A 22428-nucleotide genomic window follows, 5' to 3' on the forward strand; every position below is an offset into this window, starting at 1 on the left:
TACATAAGCAAATCGTAACCGCACGGCGGGATTATACGCCCCCGAAAGGGGGCGGTGAGGGCATTAACGGGTGGTGGGTGACAGCGTGAGCGGTGAAGGCGGAGAGAAGAAAATGTCCCCAAACAGCGCGGTGGAGATCTTACGCACCCCGAGTCCGGCAAGGGTACAGATCAGCAGGCTGGCAAACGGGTAGACCAGAATTAAGGTGAGTTCAGCCCAGACCGGCCAGTAAGCGGCATTCATCTCGCCAATCAGGAACAGGCTGAAGGCCTCAATGAGGATGCGGTGAGTGGTATAAATCGCAATGGTATTGGAGCCAATCACGTTCAGCAGGTTGTCAGGGTGAACGGCATAGCGCTGCTCAAAGCTGTAGAACAGCTTCATGATCAGCACAATCGACAGCAATGAGAGCAGCAGCGGAACGTTAGCAAACCACAGCACCACGGAGACGGCGGCGAAAGCGCCGGTTGTCAGCCAGCTGCGGCGCAGGCTGAGGTTTTTCATCCACGTCATCAGCGCTGCGCCATACCACGCCCCGAGGCTGTAGTAGATCATGTTGCGTACCACGCTGTTCATTCCCCACCACGGCAGCGGCAGGAAGTTGATCGCGATGCTTGCCAGCGCCAGCAGCCCCAGCATCGGCAGCTTCCAGCGGCTCAGCAGTTTACACAGCGTGAAGTACACAACCAGGGCATACAGATACCACAGACTGGTGCTGGCGGTGAGCATGCCTCGCACAAATCCCGGGAGCGAGTCGGCGTAGGCCGCGTTCGACGAGGTGGCAAGCTCGCGATCGGGCGCCAGCCAGGCATTCAGGTGGGTCAGCGCCTGCCATTGTAGAATCCCCCACAGCGCCAGGACCCAGACAATGCTCCAGATCCGTTTGTCGAGACTGGTTCGCCAGTCCACCTCATCAATATAACGACGGATCAGATAGCCGGAGATAAAGAAAAAGACCGGCATACGGAAGGGGGCAAGATAGAGATTAAAATAGACCCAGCATTTGGCGAGAAGGCCGGAGAGCGGGTGTTGCAGCCCGATCAGGTGCGGATAAAACGTGATAACCGAATGATAGATAACCACCAGGCAGATACACAGCCCTTTTATCTGGTTAATCCATAATGCTTTTTGCTTCATTGTTCGCAACTACCTTATTGCCATAGACGAACGAACAATTGTTGTTAAACGAAACCGGGCTGTAATGGGTAACAGTCTGTATCAGGAGGTTTTTCGGAAAAAGTGGAGGTTGCGAGGGGCGGTTTCAGACATTAGTACCCTGATTTATCTGAATTTTTCGGAAAAATGATTACCAAACCTTACGGTTTCAGTCATTTACGCTTAACGGATTCGCTTATATACTCGTGGGTCTGCTATCAGCAAACAGACGGACTTCATGTATCAACCTGTCGCACTCTTCATAGGCTTACGCTACATGCGTGGGCGCGCCGCGGACCGCTTCGGTCGCTTTGTCTCCTGGCTTTCGACTATTGGCATCACGCTTGGCGTGATGGCTCTGGTGACGGTGCTTTCCGTCATGAATGGCTTTGAGCGCGAGCTGCAAAACAATATCCTGGGGCTGATGCCGCAGGCCGTTCTCTCATCGACTAACGGCTCGGTTAACCCACAGCAGCTGCCGGAAAGCGCGGCGAAGTTACAGGGCGTCACGCGCGTTGCGCCGTTGACCACCGGTGACGTGGTGCTGCAGAGCGCCCGCAGCGTGGCGGTCGGCGTGATGCTGGGTATCGACCCGGCGCAAAAAGATCCGCTGACGCCGTATCTCGTTAACGTGAAGCAGACCGACCTGGAAGCCGGGAAATACAACGTGATTCTGGGTGAGCAGCTTGCCGGCCAGCTTGGCGTCAACCGTGGCGACCAGCTGCGCGTGATGGTGCCTTCCGCCAGCCAGTTTACGCCGATGGGGCGCCTGCCAAGCCAGCGCCTGTTCAACGTAATTGGTACCTTTGCCGCCAACAGTGAAGTCGATGGCTACCAGATGCTGGTTAACATCCAGGACGCGTCACGCCTGATGCGCTACCCGGCCGGAAATATCACCGGCTGGCGCCTGTGGCTTGACGCGCCGCTGAAGGTGGATACCCTCAGCCAGCAAAAACTGCCGGACGGCACCAAATGGCAGGACTGGCGCGAGCGCAAAGGCGAGCTGTTCCAGGCCGTGCGGATGGAGAAAAACATGATGGGGCTGCTGCTGAGCCTGATCGTCGCCGTGGCGGCATTTAACATCATCACCTCGCTGGGGCTGATGGTGATGGAGAAGCAGGGCGAGGTCGCTATCCTGCAAACCCAGGGGCTGACGCCGCGCCAGATCATGGCCGTGTTTATGGTGCAGGGCGCTAGCGCTGGTATCATCGGTGCGTTGCTCGGTGCCGTGCTGGGGGCACTGCTTGCCAGCCAGCTCAACAACTTAATGCCGATTATCGGCGCGCTGCTCGACGGCGCGGCGCTGCCGGTGGCTATCGAGCCGCTGCAGGTGGTCGGTATTGCGCTGGCCGCGATGGCCATTGCGCTGCTTTCAACGCTTTATCCTTCCTGGCGCGCCGCCGCCACTCAACCCGCTGAGGCTTTACGTTATGAATAAGATCCTGTTGCAATGCGACAACCTGTCCAAACGCTATCAGGAAGGCACTGTGCAAACCGACGTGCTGCACAATGTGAGCTTTAGCGTGGGCGAAGGCGAGATGATGGCGATTGTCGGCAGCTCCGGCTCCGGTAAAAGTACCTTATTACATCTGCTGGGCGGGCTGGATACCCCAACCAACGGCGACGTGATTTTCTCCGGCCAGCCGATGAGCAAAATGTCCTCGGCGGCGAAGGCCGAGCTGCGCAACCGCGAGCTGGGCTTTATCTACCAGTTCCACCACCTGCTGCCGGATTTCACGGCGCTGGAAAACGTGGCGATGCCGCTGCTGATTGGCAAAAAGAAACCCGCAGAAATTAACGCCCGGGCCAGCGACATGCTGAAAGCGGTAGGGCTGGGCCATCGCGGTAACCACCGTCCGTCGGAGCTGTCCGGCGGCGAACGCCAGCGCGTGGCGATTGCCCGTGCGCTGGTCAACAACCCGCGTCTGGTGCTGGCGGATGAGCCCACCGGTAACCTGGACGCCCGCAATGCGGACAGTATTTTCCAGCTTCTGGGCGAGCTGAACGCCTCACAGGGTACCGCGTTTCTGGTGGTGACCCACGATCTGCAGCTGGCAAAACGCATGGGGCGCCAGCTTGAGATGCGCGACGGTCATCTGAACGCGGAACTGACCCTGATGGGAGCAGAGTAATGGCGTCACCGTTATCGTTACTCATCGGTTTACGTTTTAGCCGCGGCCGCCGTCGCGGCGGCATGGTGTCGCTGATCTCCGTCATCTCGACCATCGGTATTGCGCTGGGTGTGGCGGTGCTGATTGTCGGCCTGAGCGCCATGAACGGTTTCGAGCGCGAGCTGAATAACCGCATTCTGGCGGTGGTGCCGCACGGGGAGATCGAACCGGTTAACCAGCCGTGGACGAACTGGAGCGATGCGCTCACCAAAGTTGAAAAAGTGCCGGGCATCGCCGCGGCCGCGCCCTACATTAACTTTACCGGGCTGGTGGAGAGCGGGGTAAACCTGCGCGCCATTCAGGTGAAAGGGGTGAACCCGGCGCAGGAAGCGCGTCTCAGCGCGCTGCCGAACTATGTGCAAAACGGCGCGTGGGCCAACTTCAGGGCGGGCGAGCAGCAGATCATCATGGGTAAAGGCGTTGCTGATGCCCTGAAGGTGAAGCAGGGCGACTGGGTGTCAATCATGATCCCCAACGCCAGCGCCGATCACAAACTGCAGCAGCCAAAACGCGTGCGCCTGCACGTTACCGGTATTCTTCAGCTGAGCGGCCAGCTTGACCACAGCTTTGCGATGGTGCCGATGGAGGATGCGCGCCAGTATCTCGACATGGGCGACAGCGTGACGGGCATTGCGATTAAGGTGAACGACGTCTTTAACGCCAACAAACTGGTGCGCGACGCGGGCAGCGTGACTAATAACTATGTCTACATCAAAAGCTGGATCGGCACTTACGGGTATATGTACCGTGATATCCAGATGATCCGCGCCATTATGTATCTGGCGATGGTGCTGGTGATTGGCGTCGCGTGCTTTAATATCGTCTCGACGCTGGTCATGGCGGTCAAGGACAAGAGCGGCGACATCGCCGTGCTGCGTACCCTCGGCGCAAAAGACGGTCTTATTCGCGCCATCTTCGTCTGGTACGGTTTGCTGGCGGGTCTGTTCGGCAGCCTGTGCGGCGTGGTGATTGGCGTGGTGGTTTCCCTGCAGCTGACGCCGATTATCAACGGGATTGAAAAGCTTATTGGTCACCAGTTCCTGTCGGGTGATATCTATTTTATTGACTTCCTGCCGTCTGAACTGCACTGGCTGGATGTTTTTTATGTGCTGCTTACAGCACTTTTACTGAGTCTGCTGGCAAGCTGGTATCCGGCGCGTCGCGCAAGCCGAATTGATCCGGCGAGGGTATTAAGTGGCCAGTAATTACGTCATGATCTAGCGGCTTTCGGGTCGCCAGATCGAAAGAGGAATGCGTTATGTATTATGGATTTGATATTGGCGGCACCAAGATTGCGCTCGGCGTATTTGATAAAGACCTCAAACTGCAGTGGGAAACCCGCGTTCCCACGCCGCGCGACAGCTACGACGAATTTTTAAACGCCATTGCCGCGCTGGTGGCACAGGCCGATGAACGCTTTGGCGTGAAAGGCAGCGTCGGCATTGGTATTCCGGGCATGCCGGAAACCGACGACGGTACGCTTTACGCGGCCAACGTGCCTGCCGCCAGCGGTAAACCGCTGCGCGCCGATCTCTCTGCTCTCCTTGAACGCGACGTGCGTTTAGATAACGATGCCAACTGCTTCGCGCTCTCTGAAGCCTGGGATGATGAATTCCGTCGCTACCCGCTGGTGATGGGGCTGATCCTCGGTACCGGCGTCGGCGGCGGAATCGTCATCAACGGTAAGCCCATCACCGGCCGCAGCTACATCACCGGCGAGTTTGGTCATATTCGCCTGCCGGTGGATGCCCTCGAGGTGGTGGGACGTGATTTTCCGCTAACCCGCTGCGGCTGTGGCCAGCACGGCTGTATTGAGAACTACCTTTCCGGCCGCGGGTTTGCATGGCTTTACGAACACTTCTATCATCAGAAACTTGAGGCCCCTCAAATCATTACCCTGTGGGAGCAAGGGGATGCGCAGGCGCGTGAGCACGTCGAGCGCTATCTGGATCTGCTGGCGGTATGTCTGGGCAATATTCTCACTATCGTCGACCCGGATCTGCTGGTGATCGGGGGAGGGCTCTCAAACTTTACCGCGATTACGGAACGGTTGTCCGGGCGTTTGCCCCGACACTTATTGCCGGTTGCCCGCGTGCCGCGTATTGAACGCGCGCGACACGGGGACGCAGGAGGCATGCGCGGAGCCGCATTCCTTCATCTCACCGATTAGTTTACGAGGTTACTATGCTGTCGCGTCGCCAGGGTCGACTCAGCCGTTTTCGCAAAAACAAACGCCGCTTGCGTGAGCGTCTGCGCCAGCGGATCTTTTTCAGAGACAGAATGATGCCAGAAGCGATGGATAAACCCAGAGTGGTGGTGCTGACCGGGGCGGGGATCTCCGCCGAGTCAGGAATTCGAACCTTCCGCGCGGCGGACGGGTTGTGGGAAGAGCACCGCGTGGAGGATGTCGCCACGCCGGAAGGCTTTGCCCGCGACCCGGATCTCGTGCAGGCGTTTTACAACGCCCGCCGTCGTCAGCTTCAGCAGCCTGACGTCGCGCCGAATGCCGCGCATCTGGCGCTGGCGAAGCTGGAAGAGGCGCTGGGCGATCGTTTTCTGCTGGTAACGCAGAATATCGACAACCTTCACGAGCGGGCCGGTAACAAGAATATCATCCATATGCACGGCGAGCTGCTCAAGGTTCGCTGCGCCTGGAGCGGTCAGGTGCTGGACTGGAAAGAGGACGTGCTGCCGGAGGATAAGTGCCACTGCTGCCAGTTCCCGTCGCGCCTGCGTCCGCACGTGGTCTGGTTCGGCGAAATGCCGCTGGGAATGGATGAGATCTACAGCGCGCTGGCGATGGCCGACGTGTTTATCGCCATCGGCACATCCGGCCATGTTTATCCGGCGGCGGGGTTTGTCCACGAAGCGCGACTGCACGGCGCACATACGGTTGAACTCAATCTTGAGCCAAGCCAGGTGGGCAGCGAGTTTGAAGAGAAACACTACGGTCTGGCAAGCACGGTTGTTCCGGAATTTGTCGACAAGCTGCTGAAAGGGCTGTAACGCGAATCGCGTGAAAAGGCACCCGCTGGACGGGTGCCTTTTTATTTAAGAATGAAAGAACGCCAGCGTCTTCTCCAGCGATTTAGCCTGCTCGTCCAGCGAGAGCGCCGCCGCTGAGATCTGCTGAACCAGTGAAGCATTCTGCTGGGTGGTGCTGTCCATCTGGTTAACGGCGGTACTGACCTGGCTAATCCCCCGATTCTGTTCGTCCAGCGCCTGAACAATGTCGTTGATGACCAGATGCACGTGCGACACCGCCTCAATCACCTGTTTCATCATTACGCCGGTCTCATTGACCAGCTCAACGCCTTTGCTGACGCGGCCTGAGGACTCGGCAATCAGCTGGGAAATTTCTTTAGCCGCGTTAGCGCTTCGCTGGGCAAGATTGCGCACTTCACCTGCGACAACTGCGAAACCGCGTCCCTGTTCGCCTGCGCGCGCCGCTTCAACGGCCGCATTCAGCGCCAGAATATTGGTCTGGAAGGCGATGCCGTCGACGATGCTGTTAATCTCACCGATCTTACGTGCGCTCTCGTAAATCTCCCCGATCACCATTACCACGTCGTTTACCAGCGTTTCGCCATGCCCGGCGAGACTCGCGGCGCGATCGGTCAGCGTGGTGGCCTTGTGGGCGTTGTCGGCGTTATTCTTCACCGTGACCGAAATCTCTTCCATGCTGGCAGCCGTTTCAACAATCGCCGCCGCCTGTTCTTCGGTACGCGAGGCGAGGTCAAGGTTGCCCGCCGAAATTTCGCTGGTCCCGCCGTGCACCGAATGGCTGGCTTCGCTGATGTTGCCGACGATGCGCTTGAGCTGCGTCTGCATGGTGTGCAGAGCATAAAAAATGCTGTGGGTATCCCCGGAACGCACCGGGATGGTGTTGTTCAGATCTCCCCGGGCGACGGCCAAGGCAATACCGGCGGCCTCGGAAGGTTCTCCCCCCACCGGACGGTCAACCTTGCGGGTAAAGATCTGGGCCATCACCAGGCTGACCGCAACGATGCTTAACACCATCAGGACGATGGCTTTCAGTAAAAATGCGCGCGCTTCGGCCATCACTTCGCTGACCGGGGTGATAATAGCCAGTTTCCACGGCGTCTGGCTGTTGCCGACGGCGATGTCCTGCCAGGTGATAAACACCTCTTCCTTCAGCAGCGGATCGTTTACTCGGGTGACGTCATGACCGGCAATCTGACCCGCGTAAGGCTTGCCTGCAGCCCGTTTGTCCGGGCTGGACACCACGTTATTGCCTGCAGACAGGAGGAGGGCGTAGCCTGTGCCGTTCCACGGTTTAATTGCGCCGATCGTGGACTGCAGCGTGGCGAGCGAGAAGTCAGAGGTAACCGAGCCCAGAAACTGACCGTCACGCATGATGGGGGCGGCAATCGAGGTGAGCATCACGTCCACGCCGTTGTAGGGGTAAATATAGGGTTCGATGATCACATCTTTATGCCGCTGTTTCGGCAGCAGATAATAATCACCGCTGCCGGGCGTTTCGATGTCCGTCAGCAGGTGCAACGCCGGTTTGCCGGTGGCATCGCGGTCGACGTAGCGGGCGTAGCGCCCGGCAGGATCTTCACCGCTCTGACCGGCAAAGGCGGCATCTTTATCGTCAAACGCGTTGGGCTCAAAGGCCATCGACATGGAGAGAAACGATGGGTGAGCCGAGAGGTAGTGGATGAGCAGCTGGTTCAGGCTCTGGCGATCGGATACGCCCGCCTCACGCAGCGCCAGAGCGCTGTTGCCCATATCCCGGGCGGCAGTCAGGGCGGAATCCAGCTGTTTGCTGACCTGTAAAGCCTGTACCTCGGCTATCTGGCGGATATGTTTTTTGGCCAGCACTTCTTGCTGAGCCATCCACTGCCACATCATAAACCCGATCGTTGCCGTAAAGCCCACCGTCACGGTGAGGAAAATGGACAATAGCATCAACGTCTTGACTCTTATTTTTTGTTTTCGGACCATGGCGTCTTTCATTCTCATCTCCCGTAATGTCGTGCATGTCGGGCAGGCACACAGTACTTATCGGATATTTCGTTCTCTTTCTGTAGAGCGCCGGATATATTTAATTTAAATTCCAGAATATTAAATCCCGTTAATTAGTGTGGATGCTTTTATTTTGTGCATTCAATCAAAATAGCGCTCGATAATGCTCGTTATCATCGTGTAGAAAGAGGATGCTAATAAATATTAAGTGGTAGAGGAGGATGGGATATGTACGGATTTATCGCGCGACAACCCATTTTTAACCCAGAGATGAATACCGTGGCCTATGAGCTGCTTTTCAGAGACGGGATGACAAATCGTTTTCCGGATGTGTCGGCGGAATATGCTACGTCCAGAATGATATCCGATCAGTTTTTATGTGTGCCGTCCCAGCGCATCGCCGGGGCACATACGTCGTTTATTAATTTCCCTTCAAGGATGGTCATTGACCGCAGTGGCGAAGCGCTTGATAAAGAGAGCGTGGTGATTGAGATCCTTGAAGATGCTGTGCCGGGGGCCGAACTGCTGCAGGCTGTCAGGGAGATGAATGCGCATGGCTACCAGTTTGCGCTTGATGATTTCACCCTTGCGCCAGAATGGGATGCTTTTTTACCCTATATTTCGATCCTGAAATTCGACGTCAGAAATTATACTTTAGCGCAAATTAAAGCGTATCTGAAAGCACGTAAACATCTGACCGGTCATATTAAATATCTCGCTGAAAAAGTTGAGACTAAAGAGGAATTCAACCAATACAGGGACGAGGGGTTCTCGCTGTTTCAGGGCTATTTTTTCTGCCGCCCGGAGGTCATTAAATATAAACGGCTGTCGCAAAATCAGCTGGCGATTTTCCGGCTGCAAATGGAGGTCGGACGCAATAAACCTGATTTTCGAATCATCGAGTCGTTGATAAAAACGGATCTGACGCTCTCTTATAAAATCATGCGCTATATGAAGCATACGGCGTTTAAACATGTCGGCGCCTGTAATTTCAGCAAGTTAACCCTGAGCGAGGTGCTCAGGTATCTTGGCGAAAATCAGCTCCGACGGTTTGTTGCCGTCGTGGTCCTCGCCAGTGCGGGTAATGACACCGTCAGCGAGCTTTACCCGCTAAGCATGATGCGCGGCAAGTTCTGCGAACTGATTGCAGAGACGATGAAAGACCCGATTCTGGCTGAAAATGCGTTCATGTGCGGCCTGTTTTCTTTGCTCGATACCCTTCTTGAGTTGCCGATGGCCGAGTTGATGAAGCAAATTGCGGTACCGCAGAGCGTGAGCAACGCGCTGTGCCATCAGGAGGGGCAGTTAGCCGACATGATCAACCTCTGTCGTTATTATGAACAGCAGCGCTGGGACGAGGCAACCCGGGTTCGTCAGGCGCTGGGTCTGTCTGATGAGGAGGTGGTGGAGGCGATGCGAAAGGCGACGATCTGGGCAGGAGAGAATGCGGTCAGTTAATTCCCCCTCACGCCTCGCAGGCGGCGTGAGGAAGAACGCGATACCGGTTAGCGGCCCGCTTTTAACTTCTGGTAATACTCTTCGTAGAGGCGGCTGGCGTCGCCGACATCGTTCTGCCATTCACCTTTGCTGATGGTTTCGGCGTCCGGGTAGAGCGACTTATCGTTAGCCACGTCTGGCTTCAGCAGCTTGCGTGCGGCCAGGTTGGGCGTCGGGTAGCCAATCGTCTCGGCAACCTGTTTCGCCACGTCAGGGCGCAACAGGAAGTCAATCAGCTTATGCGCCCCGTCCACGTTTTTCGCGTTGGCCGGGATTGAAAGACTGTCCATCCAGAAAATTCCACCCTCTTTTGGCCAGACAACCTCAAGCGGCGTACCGGCCTGGCGGGCGACATACGCGGAGCCGTTCCACACCATCCCCAGGTTCACTTCACCTTCCATATACGGGTTTGCCGGGTTATCGGAGTTGAATGCCGCCACGTTAGGCATCAGCTTTTTCAACTCGGTATACGCCGCTTCTATCTCTTTTGGATCCGTCGTATTGCCCGAGTAGCCCAGCTTGCGCAGCGCGATCTGGAACACTTCACGCGCGTCGTCGGTCAATAACAGGCTGCCTTTGTACTCCGGTTTCCACAGGTCGGCCCAGCTTGTCACCGATTTCGGATCGACGGCCTCGCTGTTAACGCCAATCGCGGTTGCCCCCCAGATATACGGAATGGAGTAGTCGTTATTCGGGTCAAACGGCTTGTTGAGCATCTCCGGATCGAGGTTTGAAAAATGGGTTAGCTTCGTTTTATCGATCTTCTGGATCATGCCCTCTTTGCGCATTTTGTCGACAAAGTAGGTGGAAGGAACCACCAGATCGTATGCGCCGTCTTTGTAGGTTTTGAGCTTGGCATACATGGTTTCATTCGACTCGTAGGTCGAGTAGATCACCTTGATGCCCGTCTCTTTGGTGAACTGTTCCAGCAGTCCCGGCGGCACATACTCGGTCCAGTTGTAGAAGTAGAGCGTTTTGCTGTCATCAGCGTGCGCGGCACCCATGCCAAGCACCAGCGCCGCAGCGGCGAGCATTTTTTTCATTTCATTGTCCCCTGAGATTTTGTTTTATCACGAGCAATAACCTGGCTGGCGATCACCAGAACCAGCGAAAACACCAGCAGAATGGTCGCCAGCGCGTTCACCTCAGGTGAAACGCCGACTTTCACCATCGAATAGATTTTCAACGGCAGAATTTCATAGCTCGGCCCGGTCACGAAGGAGGAGACCACCACGTCATCCATCGACAGGGTAAAGCTCAGCAGCCATCCTGCCGCCACGGCGGGCATCGCCAGCGGCAGGATGATTTTGCGCAGGATGGTCATCTCGCTGGCGCCCAGATCTTTCGCCGCCTCCAGCATGCGCACGTCGAACCCTTTCAGGCGCGCAAAGACGGTCACCACCACAAACGGCAGGCAGAAGGTGATATGGGAAAACAGCAGCGACCAGAAGCCAAGCTGAACGCCCAGCAGCATAAACAGCACCAGCAGCGAAATCGCCATCACGATGTCCGGCGACATCATCACCACAAACAGCATGCCGCTGACAAACGGCTTACCGCGAAAGCGATAGCGATAGAGCGCCACGGCGGTCAGGGAGCCAATCAGCGTGGCGAAGGTGGCGGAGAAGATCGCCATCGTCAGCGAGTGCTGAGCGGCCTGCAGCAGGCTGTCATTGTTCATCAGCAGGCTGTACCAGTCGGTGGTAAAGCCCTGCCAGTTAATCCCAAAGCGCGAGCTGTTAAACGAGTTCACGATCAAAATAATGATCGGGATATACAGGTAAGCGTAAATGGCGGTCATAAAACCGCCGCGAAGCAGTCGACCGATCATTCGAGTTCCACCTTCTTGTTCAGCAGCCGTGAGGCACGCCAGTAGACCAGCAGCATCAGACCCATCACCACCGTCAGCGTAATGCTGGTGGCGGACCCGAACGGCCAGTCGCGGATGTTGAGGAACTGGCTCTTGATCACATTCCCAATCAGCAGGTTTTTCGCCCCGCCCATCAGGTCAGAAACGTAGAACAAGCCCATCGCCGGGAGCATCACCAGCAGACAGCCCGCGATAATGCCGGGCATGGTCAGCGGGATGATAATGTGGATAAAGGTCTGGAACCTGTTGGCACCCAGATCTTTTGCCGCTTCCAGCAGCGGTTTATCCAGCTTCTCAATGCTGGAGTAGAGCGGCATCACCATAAACGGCAGCAGGATATAGACCAGACCGATAATCACCGCGCTCGGGGTGAACATGATGCGGATCGGCGTATCGATCACTCCTAGCCACAGCAGAAATTCATTGAGGTAGCCTTTGGTGCTGAGGAAGATTTTCAGCCCGTAGATGCGAATCAGCGAGTTGGTCCAGAACGGCACAATCAGTAAAAACAGCAGCAAGGGCCGCACCTTTTGCGGCAGGCCCGCGAGGAACCACGCGAAGGGATATCCCAGCACCAGACAGGCAATCGTGGCAATCAGCGCCATATTCAGCGAGTGCAGCAGCACGTCAAAATAGAGCGGATCGAGCAGGCGCGCGTAGTTGTCCAGCGTAAAGACAAGCGAAACGAAATGGGTATCATCGCGGGTCAGGAAGCTGGTGGCGATAATCATCAGGTTGGGTAGAAAGACAAACAACACAAGCCAACCGACGATCGTGGCAATCACCACATTCTGGAACTTACTTGTGTTCTTCATCAGCCAGTACAACCTCCCAGCTTTCTACCCAGTTGATAACCATTTTCTGGTCGAGAGAGTGGTCGAAGTCAGGGTCGTCCTCGTTAAAGAACTCGCTGACCATCACCATTTTGCCGTTCTCCAGCTCGACGACAGACTCCAGCGTCATCCCTTTGTAGTTGCGCTCGCGGATATAGCCGATTAACCCTTCGGCCTCGGCATTGCCGTGGATTTCATCGACGCGCAGATCTTCCGGGCGCAGCAGAACGTTGAGCTTTTGTCCCTTTTCGACGGGGAAATTCACCGTGATGGCGCACTCCCGTCCTTCGACGCGGGCCCGGACGCGCTGGTCGTCCAGACGTTCGATCACCGTGGCGTCAAAGATATTGATTTCACCAATGAAGCTGGCGACAAACAGGTTCTTCGGCTCTTCGTAGATTTCACGCGGCGTGCCGTCCTGCTCGATTTTACCGTCACGCATCACCACGATGCGGTCGGACATGGTCAGGGCCTCTTCCTGGTCGTGGGTGACGAAGACAAAGGTAATGCCGAGCTTGCGCTGCAGAGCCTTGAGTTCGTTCTGCATCTGCTTGCGCAGCTTGTAGTCCAGCGCGGAGAGGGATTCATCCAGCAGGAGCAGACGCGGCTTGTTGACTACGGCGCGGGCGATGGCCACGCGCTGCTGCTGGCCGCCGGAAAGCTGATGCGGTTTTCGCTGGGCGAACGTCTCAAGCTGCACCATGCGCAGGGCTTCGGTGACGCGCGGTTCGATTTCATTCGCCGGGGTTTTTTGCATCCGCAGGCCAAACGCCACGTTTTCAAACACGGTCATGTGCGGGAAGAGGGCATAGCTCTGAAAGACAGTATTGACGTGGCGGTCTTCGGCGGGAACCTGGGTGATGTCCTGGTTTTCAAGATGGATATGGCCGTTATCGACGCTTTCCAGCCCGGCGATAAGGCGCAGTACGGTTGTTTTGCCGCAGCCGGAGGGGCCAAGCAGCGTCAGAAACTCACCGTCATTGATGGTGAGAGTGAGGTCGGAAATGACGTCCTTGCCATCAAAACTTTTACGAATTCGTTCCAGTTTCACCAGCGGTGAACGGGTTTGTGTATTCAATTTTTGCGCTGTCCCATATAGACGCCTCAGGCAGCAGACTGAAGCGGGGTTTGTGTGTAACCACCTTGGTGACTCGTAATGAGGGCGGACATTCTACGGCAATCCCCTGCAATCGCCAATCCTTGTCACTGATTCATAAGCTACATTTACTAACGCATAACGATATAAACGGAAAATATTCTCGTTTGCGGGATAAAAGTGACCTGACGCAATATTTGCGTTTTGATGCTTATTGATAATGTTGTCACAAAAAGTGAGGGTGACTGCATGGATAAATTACTTGAGCGTTTTTTACAGTACGTTTCGCTGGATACCCAATCTAAACCGGGTGTTCGCCAGGTGCCGAGCACCGAAGGCCAGTGGAAGTTATTAAACCTGCTTAAAGAGCAGCTTGACGCCATGGGGCTGGTCAACGTCACGTTAAGCGAGAAAGGCACTGTGATGGGAACGCTGCCGGCGAATGTCCCGGGTGACATTCCGGCGATTGGCTTTATCTCCCATGTCGACACCTCTCCGGATTTTAGCGGTAAACATGTGAACCCGCAGATTGTTGAAAACTACCGCGGCGGCGACATTGCGCTGGGCATAGGCGACGAAGTGCTCTCGCCCGTCATGTTCCCGGTGCTGCACCAGCTGCTGGGCCAGACGCTGATCACCACCGACGGAAAAACGCTACTGGGGGCGGATGATAAAGCGGGGATCGCGGAGATCATGACGGCGCTGGCGGTGTTGAAGGGCAAAGATATCCCGCACGGCGATATCCGCGTGGCCTTTACGCCGGATGAAGAGGTCGGCAAGGGCGCGAAGCACTTCGACGTGGACGCCTTTAACGCGCAGTGGGCCTATACCGTTGACGGTGGCGGCGTCGGTGAGCTGGAGTATGAAAACTTCAACGCTGCCTCGGTGACGATCAAAATTGTCGGCAACAACGTTCACCCCGGTTCGGCGAAAGGCGTCATGGTGAACGCGCTGTCGCTGGCGTCGCGAATTCATGCGGAAGTCCCGGCGGAAGAGAGCCCCGAACAGACCGAAGGGTATGAAGGGTTCTATCACCTGACCAGCATCAAAGGCACCGTGGACAGCGCGCAGATGCACTACATCATCCGCGATTTCGACCGTAAAGCCTTTGAGGCGCGCAAGCGTAAGATGATGGAGATCGCCAAGAAGGTGGGCAAGGGCCTGCATCCTGACTGCTATATCGAGCTCATCATCGAAGACAGCTATTACAATATGCGCGAGAAGGTGATGGCGCATCCGCATATTCTCGATATCGCCCAGCAGGCGATGCGCGACTGCGATATTGAACCGCAGCTGAAGCCGATTCGCGGCGGCACCGATGGTTCTCAGCTGTCATTCATGGGGCTACCGTGCCCGAATCTGTTTACCGGTGGCTATAACTACCATGGCAAACATGAGTTTGTGACGCTTGAAGGAATGGAAAAGGCGGTGCAGGTGATTGTGCGGATCGCGGAGTTGACCGCTAAACGCTAAAAAAACGCCCGGTGGCGCTTCGCTTACCGGGCCTACGATCCGAATGTAGGCTGGGTAAGGCGAAGCCGCCACCCGGCATTGAGGCAAGGAGTGCCCATGTCAAACTATCGCCGCCATTACGTCCCCGGTGGAACCTGGTTCTTCACCGTCAACCTGCAAAATCGTCAGAGCGATTTGCTTACCCGTCATATCGATAGCCTGCGTTCCGCCGTCTCAACGGTTAAGCGTGCGAAGCCCTTCACCATCAACGCGTGGGTTATTCTGCCTGAACACATGCACTGTATCTGGACCCTACCGGAAGGAGACAGTGATTTTTCTGCTCGCTGGCGGGATATCAAAAAGACGTTCAGCCGCAACGTCGACATGCGTCATATCTGGCAACCACGATTCTGGGAACACACTATCCGCAACGAAGAGGACTACCGGCGGCATGTGGATTACATTTACGTCAATCCGCTGAAGCACGGCTTTGTGGGTAAAGTCAGCGACTGGCCGTTTTCAACGTTTCATCGGGACGTGCAGGAGGGATTGTATCCGGTGGATTGGGCCGGCGAGATCGAGGATTTTGCGGCGGGTGAGCGGCGATAAAAACGCCCGGTGGCGCTACGCTTACCGGGCCTACGATCCGAATGTAGGCCGGGTAAGGCGAAGCCGCCACCCGGCAAATATCACGACTCAGTCCTCAAAGAACCAGTACCCGCTGTTGACCAGTGCGGCCAGCATCGCGAGGAAGGATGGGTCTTCCAGCGCATCGCCAAAGGTATCGGCAGTCAGCACCAGATGGCTGGCAATCGCTTCCAGCGCCGGACGGTGTGGAGAGTCCAGCTTCTCGCCGTTGACGAACACGTCCTCACCAATACGCAGCACGCGTAGTCCGCCCAGGCGCGTCAGCTTGTCGCCCTGCTGAAGTGCATCATAAATCTCGTCAGCTTGATAAGGCGGCTCCGGTGGTGCAACGTCCAGCTCGTGGCGGGACTGGCTGATAAACTCGCCAAACCACTGTTTGAAGTGCTCCGGCTCGTTAATCAGATCCAGCATCATGCCGCGCAGCTTATCCAGCTCTGCGGGCAGGATATCGGCCGGATGCTCGCGTGCAGGCACATCAGGGTCGCTGTAACGATAGCTGCCCAGCTCGCGCTGCAGAACATAGTCGGCAAATCCGCTGATCATCTCGCGGCCGCTTGGCGCGCGGAACCCGACGGAGTAGTTGAGGGAATTCTCCAGGGAGTAACCTTCGTGCGGGAATCCCGGTGGAATGTAGAGAATGTCACCCGGCTCCAGCTCTTCGTCGATAATCCCGTCAAACGGGTCAACCTGAAGCAGGTCCGGATGCGGGCAGTGCTGCTTCATGGGGACTTTTTCGCCCACGCGCCAGCGGCGGCGGCCCGTACCCTGAATAATAAACACGTCGTACTGGTCCAGATGCGGACCGACGCCACCGCCAGGAACGGAGAAGGAGATCATCAGATCGTCCATGCGCCAGTCGGGCAGGGCGCGGAACGGACGCATTAAGGCGGCCGTTGGCTCGTGCCAGTGGTTGACCGCCTGCACCAGCAGCGACCAGTTGTTTTCACCAAGGTGATCGTAGCTTTCGAAAGGACCGTGGCTAACCTGCCATTTCCCGTCCTGGTGGCTGACCAGACGGCTGTCGACTTCGTTTTCCATGGCCAGACCGGCCAGCTCGTCAGGCGAGATGGGGTCGACAAAATTGCTGAACCCGCGTTTCAGAACGACCGGGCGTTTTTGCCAGTAACGTTCAATAAACTCGGGCCAGTTAAGCGTTAAGTGATAATCCATATTTTTTTATTCCGCAGGCTCTTACTGACTCGGATTATAACGGAAGCTCAGCCCCCCGGCTGCGAGATCCTCGCAATTTTCACATAACGGGTTAACTATCGTTCGATGTGGGCTGTTGGCGACCAAAAATGACCTCCATTCGCGCGCCGCCCAGCAAACTTTCACTGGTTTCGATTTTCCCGTCGTACTGATCGACAATCTCACGCGCGACGGCTAATCCAACGCCCTGGCCAGGACGTAGCGTATCGGCGCGTTGACCGCGATCGAACACCACATCACGTTTATTGCGCGGGATCCCCGGGCCATCATCCTCAACGATGATATGCAGTTCGTTATCCGTCTGCCGCGCCGACACTTCCACGAACTCCAGACAGTATTTGCAGGCGTTATCCAGCAGGTTACCCATCACTTCCATGAAGTCATTTTTTTCACCCACAAAGCTTATCTCTGGCGAGATATCAAGGCTGATGTTCACCCCTTTACGCTGATACACCTTGTTGAGGGCAGACGTGAGGTTATCCAGAAGCGGGGCGACCGGATGCAGCTCGCGGCTCAGCAGGGCGCTGCCGGAACGCATGCTGGCGCGGTGGAGGTAATAGCCAATTTGCTGGGAAATACGGCTGATCTGCTCCAGCATCACCGGCTCGGCATCGTCAACGCTCAGCTTCGAACTGCGCATGGAACGCAGGGTGCTTTGCATGACCGCGAGCGGGGTTTTCAGGCTGTGGGTCAGGTCGGTAAGCGTCGTACGGTATTTATCATAGCGTTCGCGTTCACTTTTCAACAGGCGGTTAAGGTTTCGCACCAGGCTGGTGAGCTCGCGGGTGGTTTCCGGATTAAGCTTTTCGCGATGATGTTCTTCCAGCTCGCGAACCTCTTTCGCCAGTGATTCAATGGGGCGCAAGCTCCACCATGCCGCCACCCACAGCAGCGGGATCACCAGCAGCAGATTTGCCGCCAGAACGTAGATGAACCAGCTCCAGACCATATAAGAACGCTTTAGCTCGACCGGAATGGTGTCGATCACCACGATGGTCAACTGCGGCATGTTTAGCGTCGCCGGATAGAGGTTAATTGCGACGGAGTGCGTCATCTCCGTTTCGGCATCGTCGGCGCGGATCTCGTTCAGCTTTTGCTGCAGGGAGCGATCTTCACGGATCAGCGAGCTGGTGGTGTTGAGATCGGCTTCAATTTCATGAAACCCGTTGGTTTTAAGCCAGTCCGGACGAATGCTTTTGACCAGCCACGGAATGTCCCGCTGTGCCCACAGTAGCTTCCCCTTTTCGTCATAAATCAGGGCCAGCGTGGGACTCTGCTGATTGAGGTTTTCCGGCATTTCGACGGTGATTTTATTGTCTTCCCACTTCGCCAGGGTATAAAACAGATTGCTTTCGCCACGCAGCAGGCGAAAGGTGGTTTTATCAAAGCTGACGCTGTAGCCCACCAGGGCGACCATGCCGTAGGAGAGCGACAGCACCAGCACGACGGCTGCCGTTGCCAGTAAAAAGCGCACCCGCAGCGAGAGGGGCAAAATATGGCGCAAGATCCGTCTCATTTAGCGTAATTCGAACAGGTAGCCCTGGCCACGGACGGTGGTAATCACATCCTGTGGATATTGCGCCTGAATTTTCTTACGTAAACGTCCCATCAGCACGTCAATGGTATGGCTCTCACGCAGTTCAGCATCAGGATAGAGCTGGAGCATCAAGGAGTCTTTGCTCACGACCTTACCGTTGTTGCGGATCAGCGTCTCCATGATGGTGTATTCGAAGGCGGTGAGCTTGATCACTTCATCATTGATGGATAATTCCCGGCGGGAGAGATCGACCTGGAAAGGCGGGATGGAGATAACCTGAGACGCCAGCCCGCTGTTGCGACGAAGCAGCGCCTGCATGCGGGCCGCCACCTCTTCAATATGGAATGGCTTGGTGACGTAATCATCTGCACCCGCGCTCAGCACTTCGACCTTATCCTGCCAGCCTTCACGGGCGGTCAGCACCAGAACCGGCAGAGAAACATCGTGGCTGCGCCAGCGACGAATCAACGACAGACCGTCTTCATCAGGCAACCCTAAATCGACAATGGCGATATCCGGCAGGTGTTCATTGAGATAATAATCGGCTTCTTTTGCATCTTCAGCATCGTCCACCTGATGTCCCATCTCCTGAAGCTGAACCTTCAGGTGATGACGTAGCAATGCGTTATCCTCAACAACCAGTACGCGCATCATCTTTTCTCCCAGAATAAATAGTATGAATAGTTTAACGCTGATTATGTTGCTGTGGGGATAAACATTGAGTAAACCGGGGAAAAGCAACCCCCTTTCCGGGCGGAAAGGGGGAGAGGAGATTACTTCAGCTCGTCAACCATGGTGATGGCGCGGCCAATGTAATTCGCCGGAGTCATCGCCTTCAGGCGGGTTTTCTCTTCTTCCGGCAGCGCCAGGCCGTCGATAAACTGCTTCATACCCTCGGCATCAACGCGTTTGCCGCGAGTCAGCTCTTTCAGTTTTTCGTACGGTTTTTCGATGCCATAACGACGCATCACGGTCTGAATTGGCTCCGCCAGCACTTCCCAGTTGTGATCCAGTTCGTCCAGCAGACGATCGCGGTTCACTTCCAGCTTGCTCACGCCTTTCAGTGTGGACTGGTACGCAATCAGCGCGTAGCCGATGCCCACGCCCAGGTTACGCAGCACGGTGGAGTCGGTCAGGTCGCGCTGCCAGCGGGATACCGGCAGTTTGCTTGCCATATGCTGCAGCACGGCATTCGCCAGACCCAGGTTGCCTTCGGAGTTTTCGAAGTCGATCGGGTTCACTTTGTGCGGCATGGTGGAAGAGCCAATTTCACCCGCGATGGTTTTCTGTTTGAAGTGGTTCAGGGCGATGTAGCCCCACACGTCACGATCGAAGTCGATCAGGATGGTGTTGAAGCGCGCGATGCAGTCAAACAGTTCGGCGATATAGTCGTGCGGCTCAATCTGGGTAGTGTACGGGTTCCACTGAATGCCCAGAGAGGTCACGAACTCTTCGCTGAACTGGTGCCAGTCCACTTCCGGATACGCGGCGATGTGGGCGTTATAGTTACCGACCGCGCCGTTGATTTTGCCCAGAATTTCAACCTGTTCCAGCTGACGATACTGGCGCTCCATACGGTACGCGACGTTCGCCATCTCTTTACCCATCGTGGATGGGGTGGCTGGCTGGCCGTGGGTACGGGAGAGCAGCGGAATGTCGCGGTATTCCACGGACAGCGCTTTCACCGCGTCGATGATTTTACGCCAGTAAGGCAGCACCACCTCTTTGCGCGCGGTAGAAAGCATCAGGGCGTGCGACAGGTTGTTGATGTCTTCAGACGTACAGGCGAAGTGGATGAACTCAGACACGGCGTGCAGCGCAGGAACGCTTTCCACTTTCTCCTTCAGGAAGTACTCGACCGCCTTCACGTCGTGGTTGGTGGTGCGCTCAATGGTTTTAATGCGCGCGGCATCTTCTTCATTGAAGTCGGCAACGATTTTATCAAGGTAATCGTTTGCCTTTTCATCAAAAGCAGGAACTTCCTTGATTGCTGCCTGGGCGGCCAGCTTTTGCAGCCAGCGTACTTCAACCTGAACACGGAACTTCAGCAAACCATATTCGCTGAAGATCCCGCGCAGCGCGCTGACTTTATCGCCGTAGCGTCCATCGACAGGGGATACGGCGGTCAGTGAGGATAATTCCATAATTCGCAACTCCGGGAGGTTAACAATGAGCAAGAATTTGTTTTGCCTGAGTGGTCAGGCGATTACGAGAAAACATTAGCTGCAGGCGGCCACCGCCAACCTGGTGCCACAGCACGGCAGCGCGGATCCCAGCCAGCAGGGACGCGCGCACTTTTGCCTGTACCTGCGGACTTTGCAGCACGGCAGGGGAGCCGGTGACCTGTATACGCGGTCCCAGCGGGCTGATGACGTCAACATAAATGCCGGCCATGGCGCTCAGCAGTGTGTCGGACTGCAGGTCAAAATGATCGAGCTGACGCTGTAGCCCGGCAATGCGATCGCCCAGGGTATTAAGCGCGCCTTTTGCTGCGCTCAGCTTACGCTCCAGCACCATCAGGCTCAACGTGTAGCGGGTCAGCTCTGCGTTTAACCCCTGACGGCTGCTGGCGTTAAGCACGCCAAGCAGGGTTTCAAGACCGAGACGAAGATTGGTTTCACTGCCACCGAACACGCCCAGGGTTGAACCGGGGTTGAGGTCGATAACGCTGTTGAGTGAAACGTGCAGGGCGTCAGCGTCGCAATGACCCTGATGCGCCAGCTGTTGCACCAGACGGGCTGACTGGCAAATTCCCGCCAGCGCCAGGGTGATGTCATAGTAGTTCTTCGCCACACGGTCTCCTTTATGTGTGCAATCGCTGTTAAACAGCGGGCAGCGGCAGGCGCTGTTCAATGATCCCGCCGCCCAGGCAGATTTCGCCGCTGTAGAAGACAGCAGACTGGCCCGGGGTGACGGCGGCGACCGGCTCGTCGAAGCGCACGTCAATGCGATCGTCATCGAGCGCGGTAACGGTGCAAGGAATATCGGTCTGACGGTAGCGTGTTTTCACCGTGCAGCGCAGCGTGCCTTTTAGCGGCTCACGATCGACCCAGTGCAGCTGTTGCGCGATCAGGCCAACGGACATCAGACGCGGATGGTCGTGACCCTGAGCAACAACCAGAATATTGTTTTCGACATCTTTGTCGACCACGTACCACGGATCTTCGCTACCTTCTTTCGTCCCGCCGATACCCAGGCCTTTACGCTGGCCTAAGGTGTGGTACATCAGCCCCTGATGCTGGCCAATCTCTTCCCCGTCGACGGTGACAATTTTTCCCGGCTGTGCGGGCAGGTAACGTCCGAGGAAATCGCGGAATTTGCGCTCGCCGATGAAGCAGATACCGGTAGAGTCTTTTTTCTTCGCGGTGATCAGGTCCAGCTCTTCGGCGATTTTACGCACCTGCGGCTTTTCCAGCTCGCCGACAGGGAACAGGCTCTGGGCGATTTGCTCGTGGCTCAGCGTATAGAGGAAATAGCTTTGATCTTTATTGCCGTCCAGACCGCGCAGCAGCTGGCTTTTGCCATTCACGTCTGCGCGACGCACGTAGTGACCGGTCGCAATGTAGTCTGCGCCCAGATCTTCCGCGGCGAATTCCAGGAAGGCTTTAAATTTGATCTCTTTATTGCACAGAATATCCGGGTTCGGCGTGCGGCCCGCTTTGTACTCTTCGAGGAACAGTTCAAACACGTTGTCCCAGTATTCTGCGGCAAAGTTAACGGTGTGCAGTTCAATGCCGAGCTTATCGCATACGGCCTGCGCATCGGCGAGATCCGCAGCGGCAGTGCAGTATTCCTCGCCATCATCTTCCTCCCAGTTCTTCATGAACAGGCCCTCCACCTTATAGCCCTGTTGCTGTAACAGGTAGGCGGAAACGGAGGAATCGACACCGCCGGACATGCCGACGATCACTTTTTTTTGGCTATTATCTGACATGGAATACTCACGACATTGAACTTCAAGGCGGCGT

Annotated in this window: 20 protein-coding genes; 8 read left to right on the forward strand and 12 right to left on the reverse strand. The window is 56.1% G+C overall.

Annotated features, from left to right (window positions below; all coding sequences use genetic code 11):
* Nucleotides 1-63: 63 nt before the first annotated feature.
* Complete coding sequence (locus KGP25_RS09040) at nt 64-1137, reverse strand: acyltransferase family protein (RefSeq protein WP_196364747.1); 1074 nt, start codon at nt 1135-1137, stop codon at nt 64-66.
* Between the two features lie 256 nt (nt 1138-1393).
* Between KGP25_RS09040 and lolC the strand changes: the two genes are divergently transcribed.
* From lolC to cobB, 5 genes are read left to right on the forward strand one after another with little or no spacing between them, the layout of a single operon-like run.
* Entirely contained in the window at nt 1394-2593 is a 1200-nt protein-coding gene (gene lolC, locus KGP25_RS09045) for a lipoprotein-releasing ABC transporter permease subunit LolC (protein ID WP_045372942.1), read from the forward strand.
* Nucleotides 2586-3287 (forward strand): lipoprotein-releasing ABC transporter ATP-binding protein LolD, encoded by a 702-nt coding sequence (gene lolD / locus KGP25_RS09050; RefSeq protein ID WP_008500772.1) that lies wholly within the window; start codon nt 2586-2588, stop codon nt 3285-3287. The genes lolC and lolD overlap by 8 nt, the downstream gene beginning before the upstream one ends.
* Nucleotides 3287-4531 (forward strand): lipoprotein-releasing ABC transporter permease subunit LolE, encoded by a 1245-nt coding sequence (lolE, locus tag KGP25_RS09055; RefSeq protein WP_045352893.1) that lies wholly within the window; start codon nt 3287-3289, stop codon nt 4529-4531. The genes lolD and lolE overlap by 1 nt, the downstream gene beginning before the upstream one ends.
* A gap of 53 nt (nt 4532-4584) precedes the next feature.
* Complete coding sequence (gene nagK / locus KGP25_RS09060) at nt 4585-5496, forward strand: N-acetylglucosamine kinase (RefSeq protein WP_063452688.1); 912 nt, start codon at nt 4585-4587, stop codon at nt 5494-5496.
* 14 nt (nt 5497-5510) lie between these two features.
* The gene (cobB, locus tag KGP25_RS09065; protein WP_021240739.1) at nt 5511-6332 is read left to right on the forward strand and encodes a Sir2 family NAD+-dependent deacetylase; all 822 of its coding nucleotides are present in this window, start codon (nt 5511-5513) and stop codon (nt 6330-6332) included.
* Between the two features lie 45 nt (nt 6333-6377).
* Here the strand turns inward: cobB and KGP25_RS09070 are convergent, their stop codons facing one another.
* The gene (locus KGP25_RS09070) at nt 6378-8309 is read right to left on the reverse strand and encodes a methyl-accepting chemotaxis protein (protein ID WP_223540288.1); all 1932 of its coding nucleotides are present in this window, start codon (nt 8307-8309) and stop codon (nt 6378-6380) included.
* A gap of 237 nt (nt 8310-8546) precedes the next feature.
* On the opposite strand from KGP25_RS09070, the gene KGP25_RS09075 reads away from it, so the two are divergent.
* Nucleotides 8547-9776 carry an HDOD domain-containing protein gene (locus KGP25_RS09075; protein ID WP_045910215.1) on the forward strand — a complete coding sequence of 410 codons (1230 nt, stop codon included), beginning with the start codon at nt 8547-8549 and terminating at the stop codon, nt 9774-9776.
* A 47-nt stretch (nt 9777-9823) separates the two neighbouring features.
* Here KGP25_RS09075 and potD read toward each other — a convergent pair whose 3' ends face one another.
* Genes potD through potA form a run of 4 tightly spaced genes read right to left on the reverse strand, consistent with a single transcriptional unit; the run spans nt 9824 to nt 13626 of the window.
* Nucleotides 9824-10858, reverse strand: a complete 1035-nt coding sequence (gene potD, locus KGP25_RS09080; RefSeq protein ID WP_045910216.1) for a spermidine/putrescine ABC transporter substrate-binding protein PotD — start codon at nt 10856-10858, stop codon at nt 9824-9826.
* The gene (gene potC / locus KGP25_RS09085) at nt 10855-11646 is read right to left on the reverse strand and encodes a spermidine/putrescine ABC transporter permease PotC (RefSeq protein WP_008500765.1); all 792 of its coding nucleotides are present in this window, start codon (nt 11644-11646) and stop codon (nt 10855-10857) included. The genes potD and potC overlap by 4 nt, the downstream gene beginning before the upstream one ends.
* Nucleotides 11643-12500 (reverse strand): spermidine/putrescine ABC transporter permease PotB, encoded by an 858-nt coding sequence (gene potB / locus KGP25_RS09090; protein ID WP_223540289.1) that lies wholly within the window; start codon nt 12498-12500, stop codon nt 11643-11645. Before potB ends, potC begins: the two co-directional genes overlap by 4 nt.
* Nucleotides 12484-13626, reverse strand: a complete 1143-nt coding sequence (gene potA, locus KGP25_RS09095) for a spermidine/putrescine ABC transporter ATP-binding protein PotA (protein WP_167213168.1) — start codon at nt 13624-13626, stop codon at nt 12484-12486. The genes potB and potA overlap by 17 nt, the downstream gene beginning before the upstream one ends.
* A gap of 237 nt (nt 13627-13863) precedes the next feature.
* Here potA and pepT point away from each other — a divergent pair, with 237 nt between their 5' ends.
* Both pepT and KGP25_RS09105 read left to right on the forward strand, forming a co-directional pair.
* On the forward strand, nt 13864-15087 hold the full coding sequence (gene pepT / locus KGP25_RS09100; RefSeq protein WP_044596805.1) for a peptidase T: 1224 nt from the start codon (nt 13864-13866) through the stop codon (nt 15085-15087).
* Nucleotides 15088-15183: 96 nt separating this feature from the next.
* On the forward strand, nt 15184-15675 hold the full coding sequence (locus KGP25_RS09105; RefSeq protein ID WP_223540290.1) for a transposase: 492 nt from the start codon (nt 15184-15186) through the stop codon (nt 15673-15675).
* Nucleotides 15676-15762: 87 nt separating this feature from the next.
* On the opposite strand, the gene KGP25_RS09110 is transcribed toward KGP25_RS09105, so the two are convergent.
* The 6 genes from KGP25_RS09110 to mnmA all read right to left on the reverse strand — a co-directional run bounded on the left by KGP25_RS09110 (nt 15763) and on the right by mnmA (nt 22394).
* Nucleotides 15763-16884, reverse strand: a complete 1122-nt coding sequence (locus tag KGP25_RS09110) for a cupin domain-containing protein (RefSeq protein ID WP_021241031.1) — start codon at nt 16882-16884, stop codon at nt 15763-15765.
* Between the two features lie 91 nt (nt 16885-16975).
* A complete protein-coding gene (gene phoQ, locus KGP25_RS09115) occupies nt 16976-18439 on the reverse strand; it encodes a two-component system sensor histidine kinase PhoQ (protein ID WP_045417076.1) in 1464 nt (487 codons plus the stop codon).
* Nucleotides 18440-19111 carry a two-component system response regulator PhoP gene (gene phoP / locus KGP25_RS09120; RefSeq protein ID WP_024908594.1) on the reverse strand — a complete coding sequence of 224 codons (672 nt, stop codon included), beginning with the start codon at nt 19109-19111 and terminating at the stop codon, nt 18440-18442.
* Between the two features lie 122 nt (nt 19112-19233).
* Nucleotides 19234-20604 carry an adenylosuccinate lyase gene (purB, locus tag KGP25_RS09125; protein ID WP_045910223.1) on the reverse strand — a complete coding sequence of 457 codons (1371 nt, stop codon included), beginning with the start codon at nt 20602-20604 and terminating at the stop codon, nt 19234-19236.
* 19 nt (nt 20605-20623) lie between these two features.
* Nucleotides 20624-21253: a high frequency lysogenization protein HflD gene (gene hflD / locus KGP25_RS09130; protein ID WP_008500756.1), complete on the reverse strand. Its 630-nt coding sequence runs from the start codon at nt 21251-21253 to the stop codon at nt 20624-20626.
* Nucleotides 21254-21281: 28 nt separating this feature from the next.
* Nucleotides 21282-22394 (reverse strand): tRNA 2-thiouridine(34) synthase MnmA, encoded by a 1113-nt coding sequence (mnmA, locus tag KGP25_RS09135; RefSeq protein ID WP_021241033.1) that lies wholly within the window; start codon nt 22392-22394, stop codon nt 21282-21284.
* Between the last annotated feature and the right edge of the window lie 34 nt (nt 22395-22428).

It is taken from the genome of Enterobacter sp. JBIWA003 (assembly GCF_019968825.1).
Classification (GTDB): Bacteria; Pseudomonadota; Gammaproteobacteria; order Enterobacterales; family Enterobacteriaceae; genus Enterobacter; species Enterobacter quasiroggenkampii.

What these genes read in the sequence shown, in the direction of transcription:
- KGP25_RS09040 (WP_196364747.1), bottom strand. Translation starts at nt 1,137, where the DNA reads ATGAAGCAAAAAGCATTATGGATTAACCAGATAAAAGGGCTGTGTATC.
- lolC (WP_045372942.1), top strand. Translation starts at nt 1,394, where the DNA reads ATGTATCAACCTGTCGCACTCTTCATAGGCTTACGCTACATGCGTGGG.
- lolD (WP_008500772.1), top strand. Translation starts at nt 2,586, where the DNA reads ATGAATAAGATCCTGTTGCAATGCGACAACCTGTCCAAACGCTATCAG.
- lolE (WP_045352893.1), top strand. Translation starts at nt 3,287, where the DNA reads ATGGCGTCACCGTTATCGTTACTCATCGGTTTACGTTTTAGCCGCGGC.
- nagK (WP_063452688.1), top strand. Translation starts at nt 4,585, where the DNA reads ATGTATTATGGATTTGATATTGGCGGCACCAAGATTGCGCTCGGCGTA.
- cobB (WP_021240739.1), top strand. Translation starts at nt 5,511, where the DNA reads ATGCTGTCGCGTCGCCAGGGTCGACTCAGCCGTTTTCGCAAAAACAAA.
- KGP25_RS09070 (WP_223540288.1), bottom strand. Translation starts at nt 8,309, where the DNA reads ATGAAAGACGCCATGGTCCGAAAACAAAAAATAAGAGTCAAGACGTTG.
- KGP25_RS09075 (WP_045910215.1), top strand. Translation starts at nt 8,547, where the DNA reads ATGTACGGATTTATCGCGCGACAACCCATTTTTAACCCAGAGATGAAT.
- potD (WP_045910216.1), bottom strand. Translation starts at nt 10,858, where the DNA reads ATGAAAAAAATGCTCGCCGCTGCGGCGCTGGTGCTTGGCATGGGTGCC.
- potC (WP_008500765.1), bottom strand. Translation starts at nt 11,646, where the DNA reads ATGATCGGTCGACTGCTTCGCGGCGGTTTTATGACCGCCATTTACGCT.
- potB (WP_223540289.1), bottom strand. Translation starts at nt 12,500, where the DNA reads ATGAAGAACACAAGTAAGTTCCAGAATGTGGTGATTGCCACGATCGTC.
- pepT (WP_044596805.1), top strand. Translation starts at nt 13,864, where the DNA reads ATGGATAAATTACTTGAGCGTTTTTTACAGTACGTTTCGCTGGATACC.
- KGP25_RS09105 (WP_223540290.1), top strand. Translation starts at nt 15,184, where the DNA reads ATGTCAAACTATCGCCGCCATTACGTCCCCGGTGGAACCTGGTTCTTC.
- KGP25_RS09110 (WP_021241031.1), bottom strand. Translation starts at nt 16,884, where the DNA reads ATGGATTATCACTTAACGCTTAACTGGCCCGAGTTTATTGAACGTTAC.
- phoQ (WP_045417076.1), bottom strand. Translation starts at nt 18,439, where the DNA reads ATGAGACGGATCTTGCGCCATATTTTGCCCCTCTCGCTGCGGGTGCGC.
- phoP (WP_024908594.1), bottom strand. Translation starts at nt 19,111, where the DNA reads ATGCGCGTACTGGTTGTTGAGGATAACGCATTGCTACGTCATCACCTG.
- purB (WP_045910223.1), bottom strand. Translation starts at nt 20,604, where the DNA reads ATGGAATTATCCTCACTGACCGCCGTATCCCCTGTCGATGGACGCTAC.
- mnmA (WP_021241033.1), bottom strand. Translation starts at nt 22,394, where the DNA reads ATGTCAGATAATAGCCAAAAAAAAGTGATCGTCGGCATGTCCGGCGGT.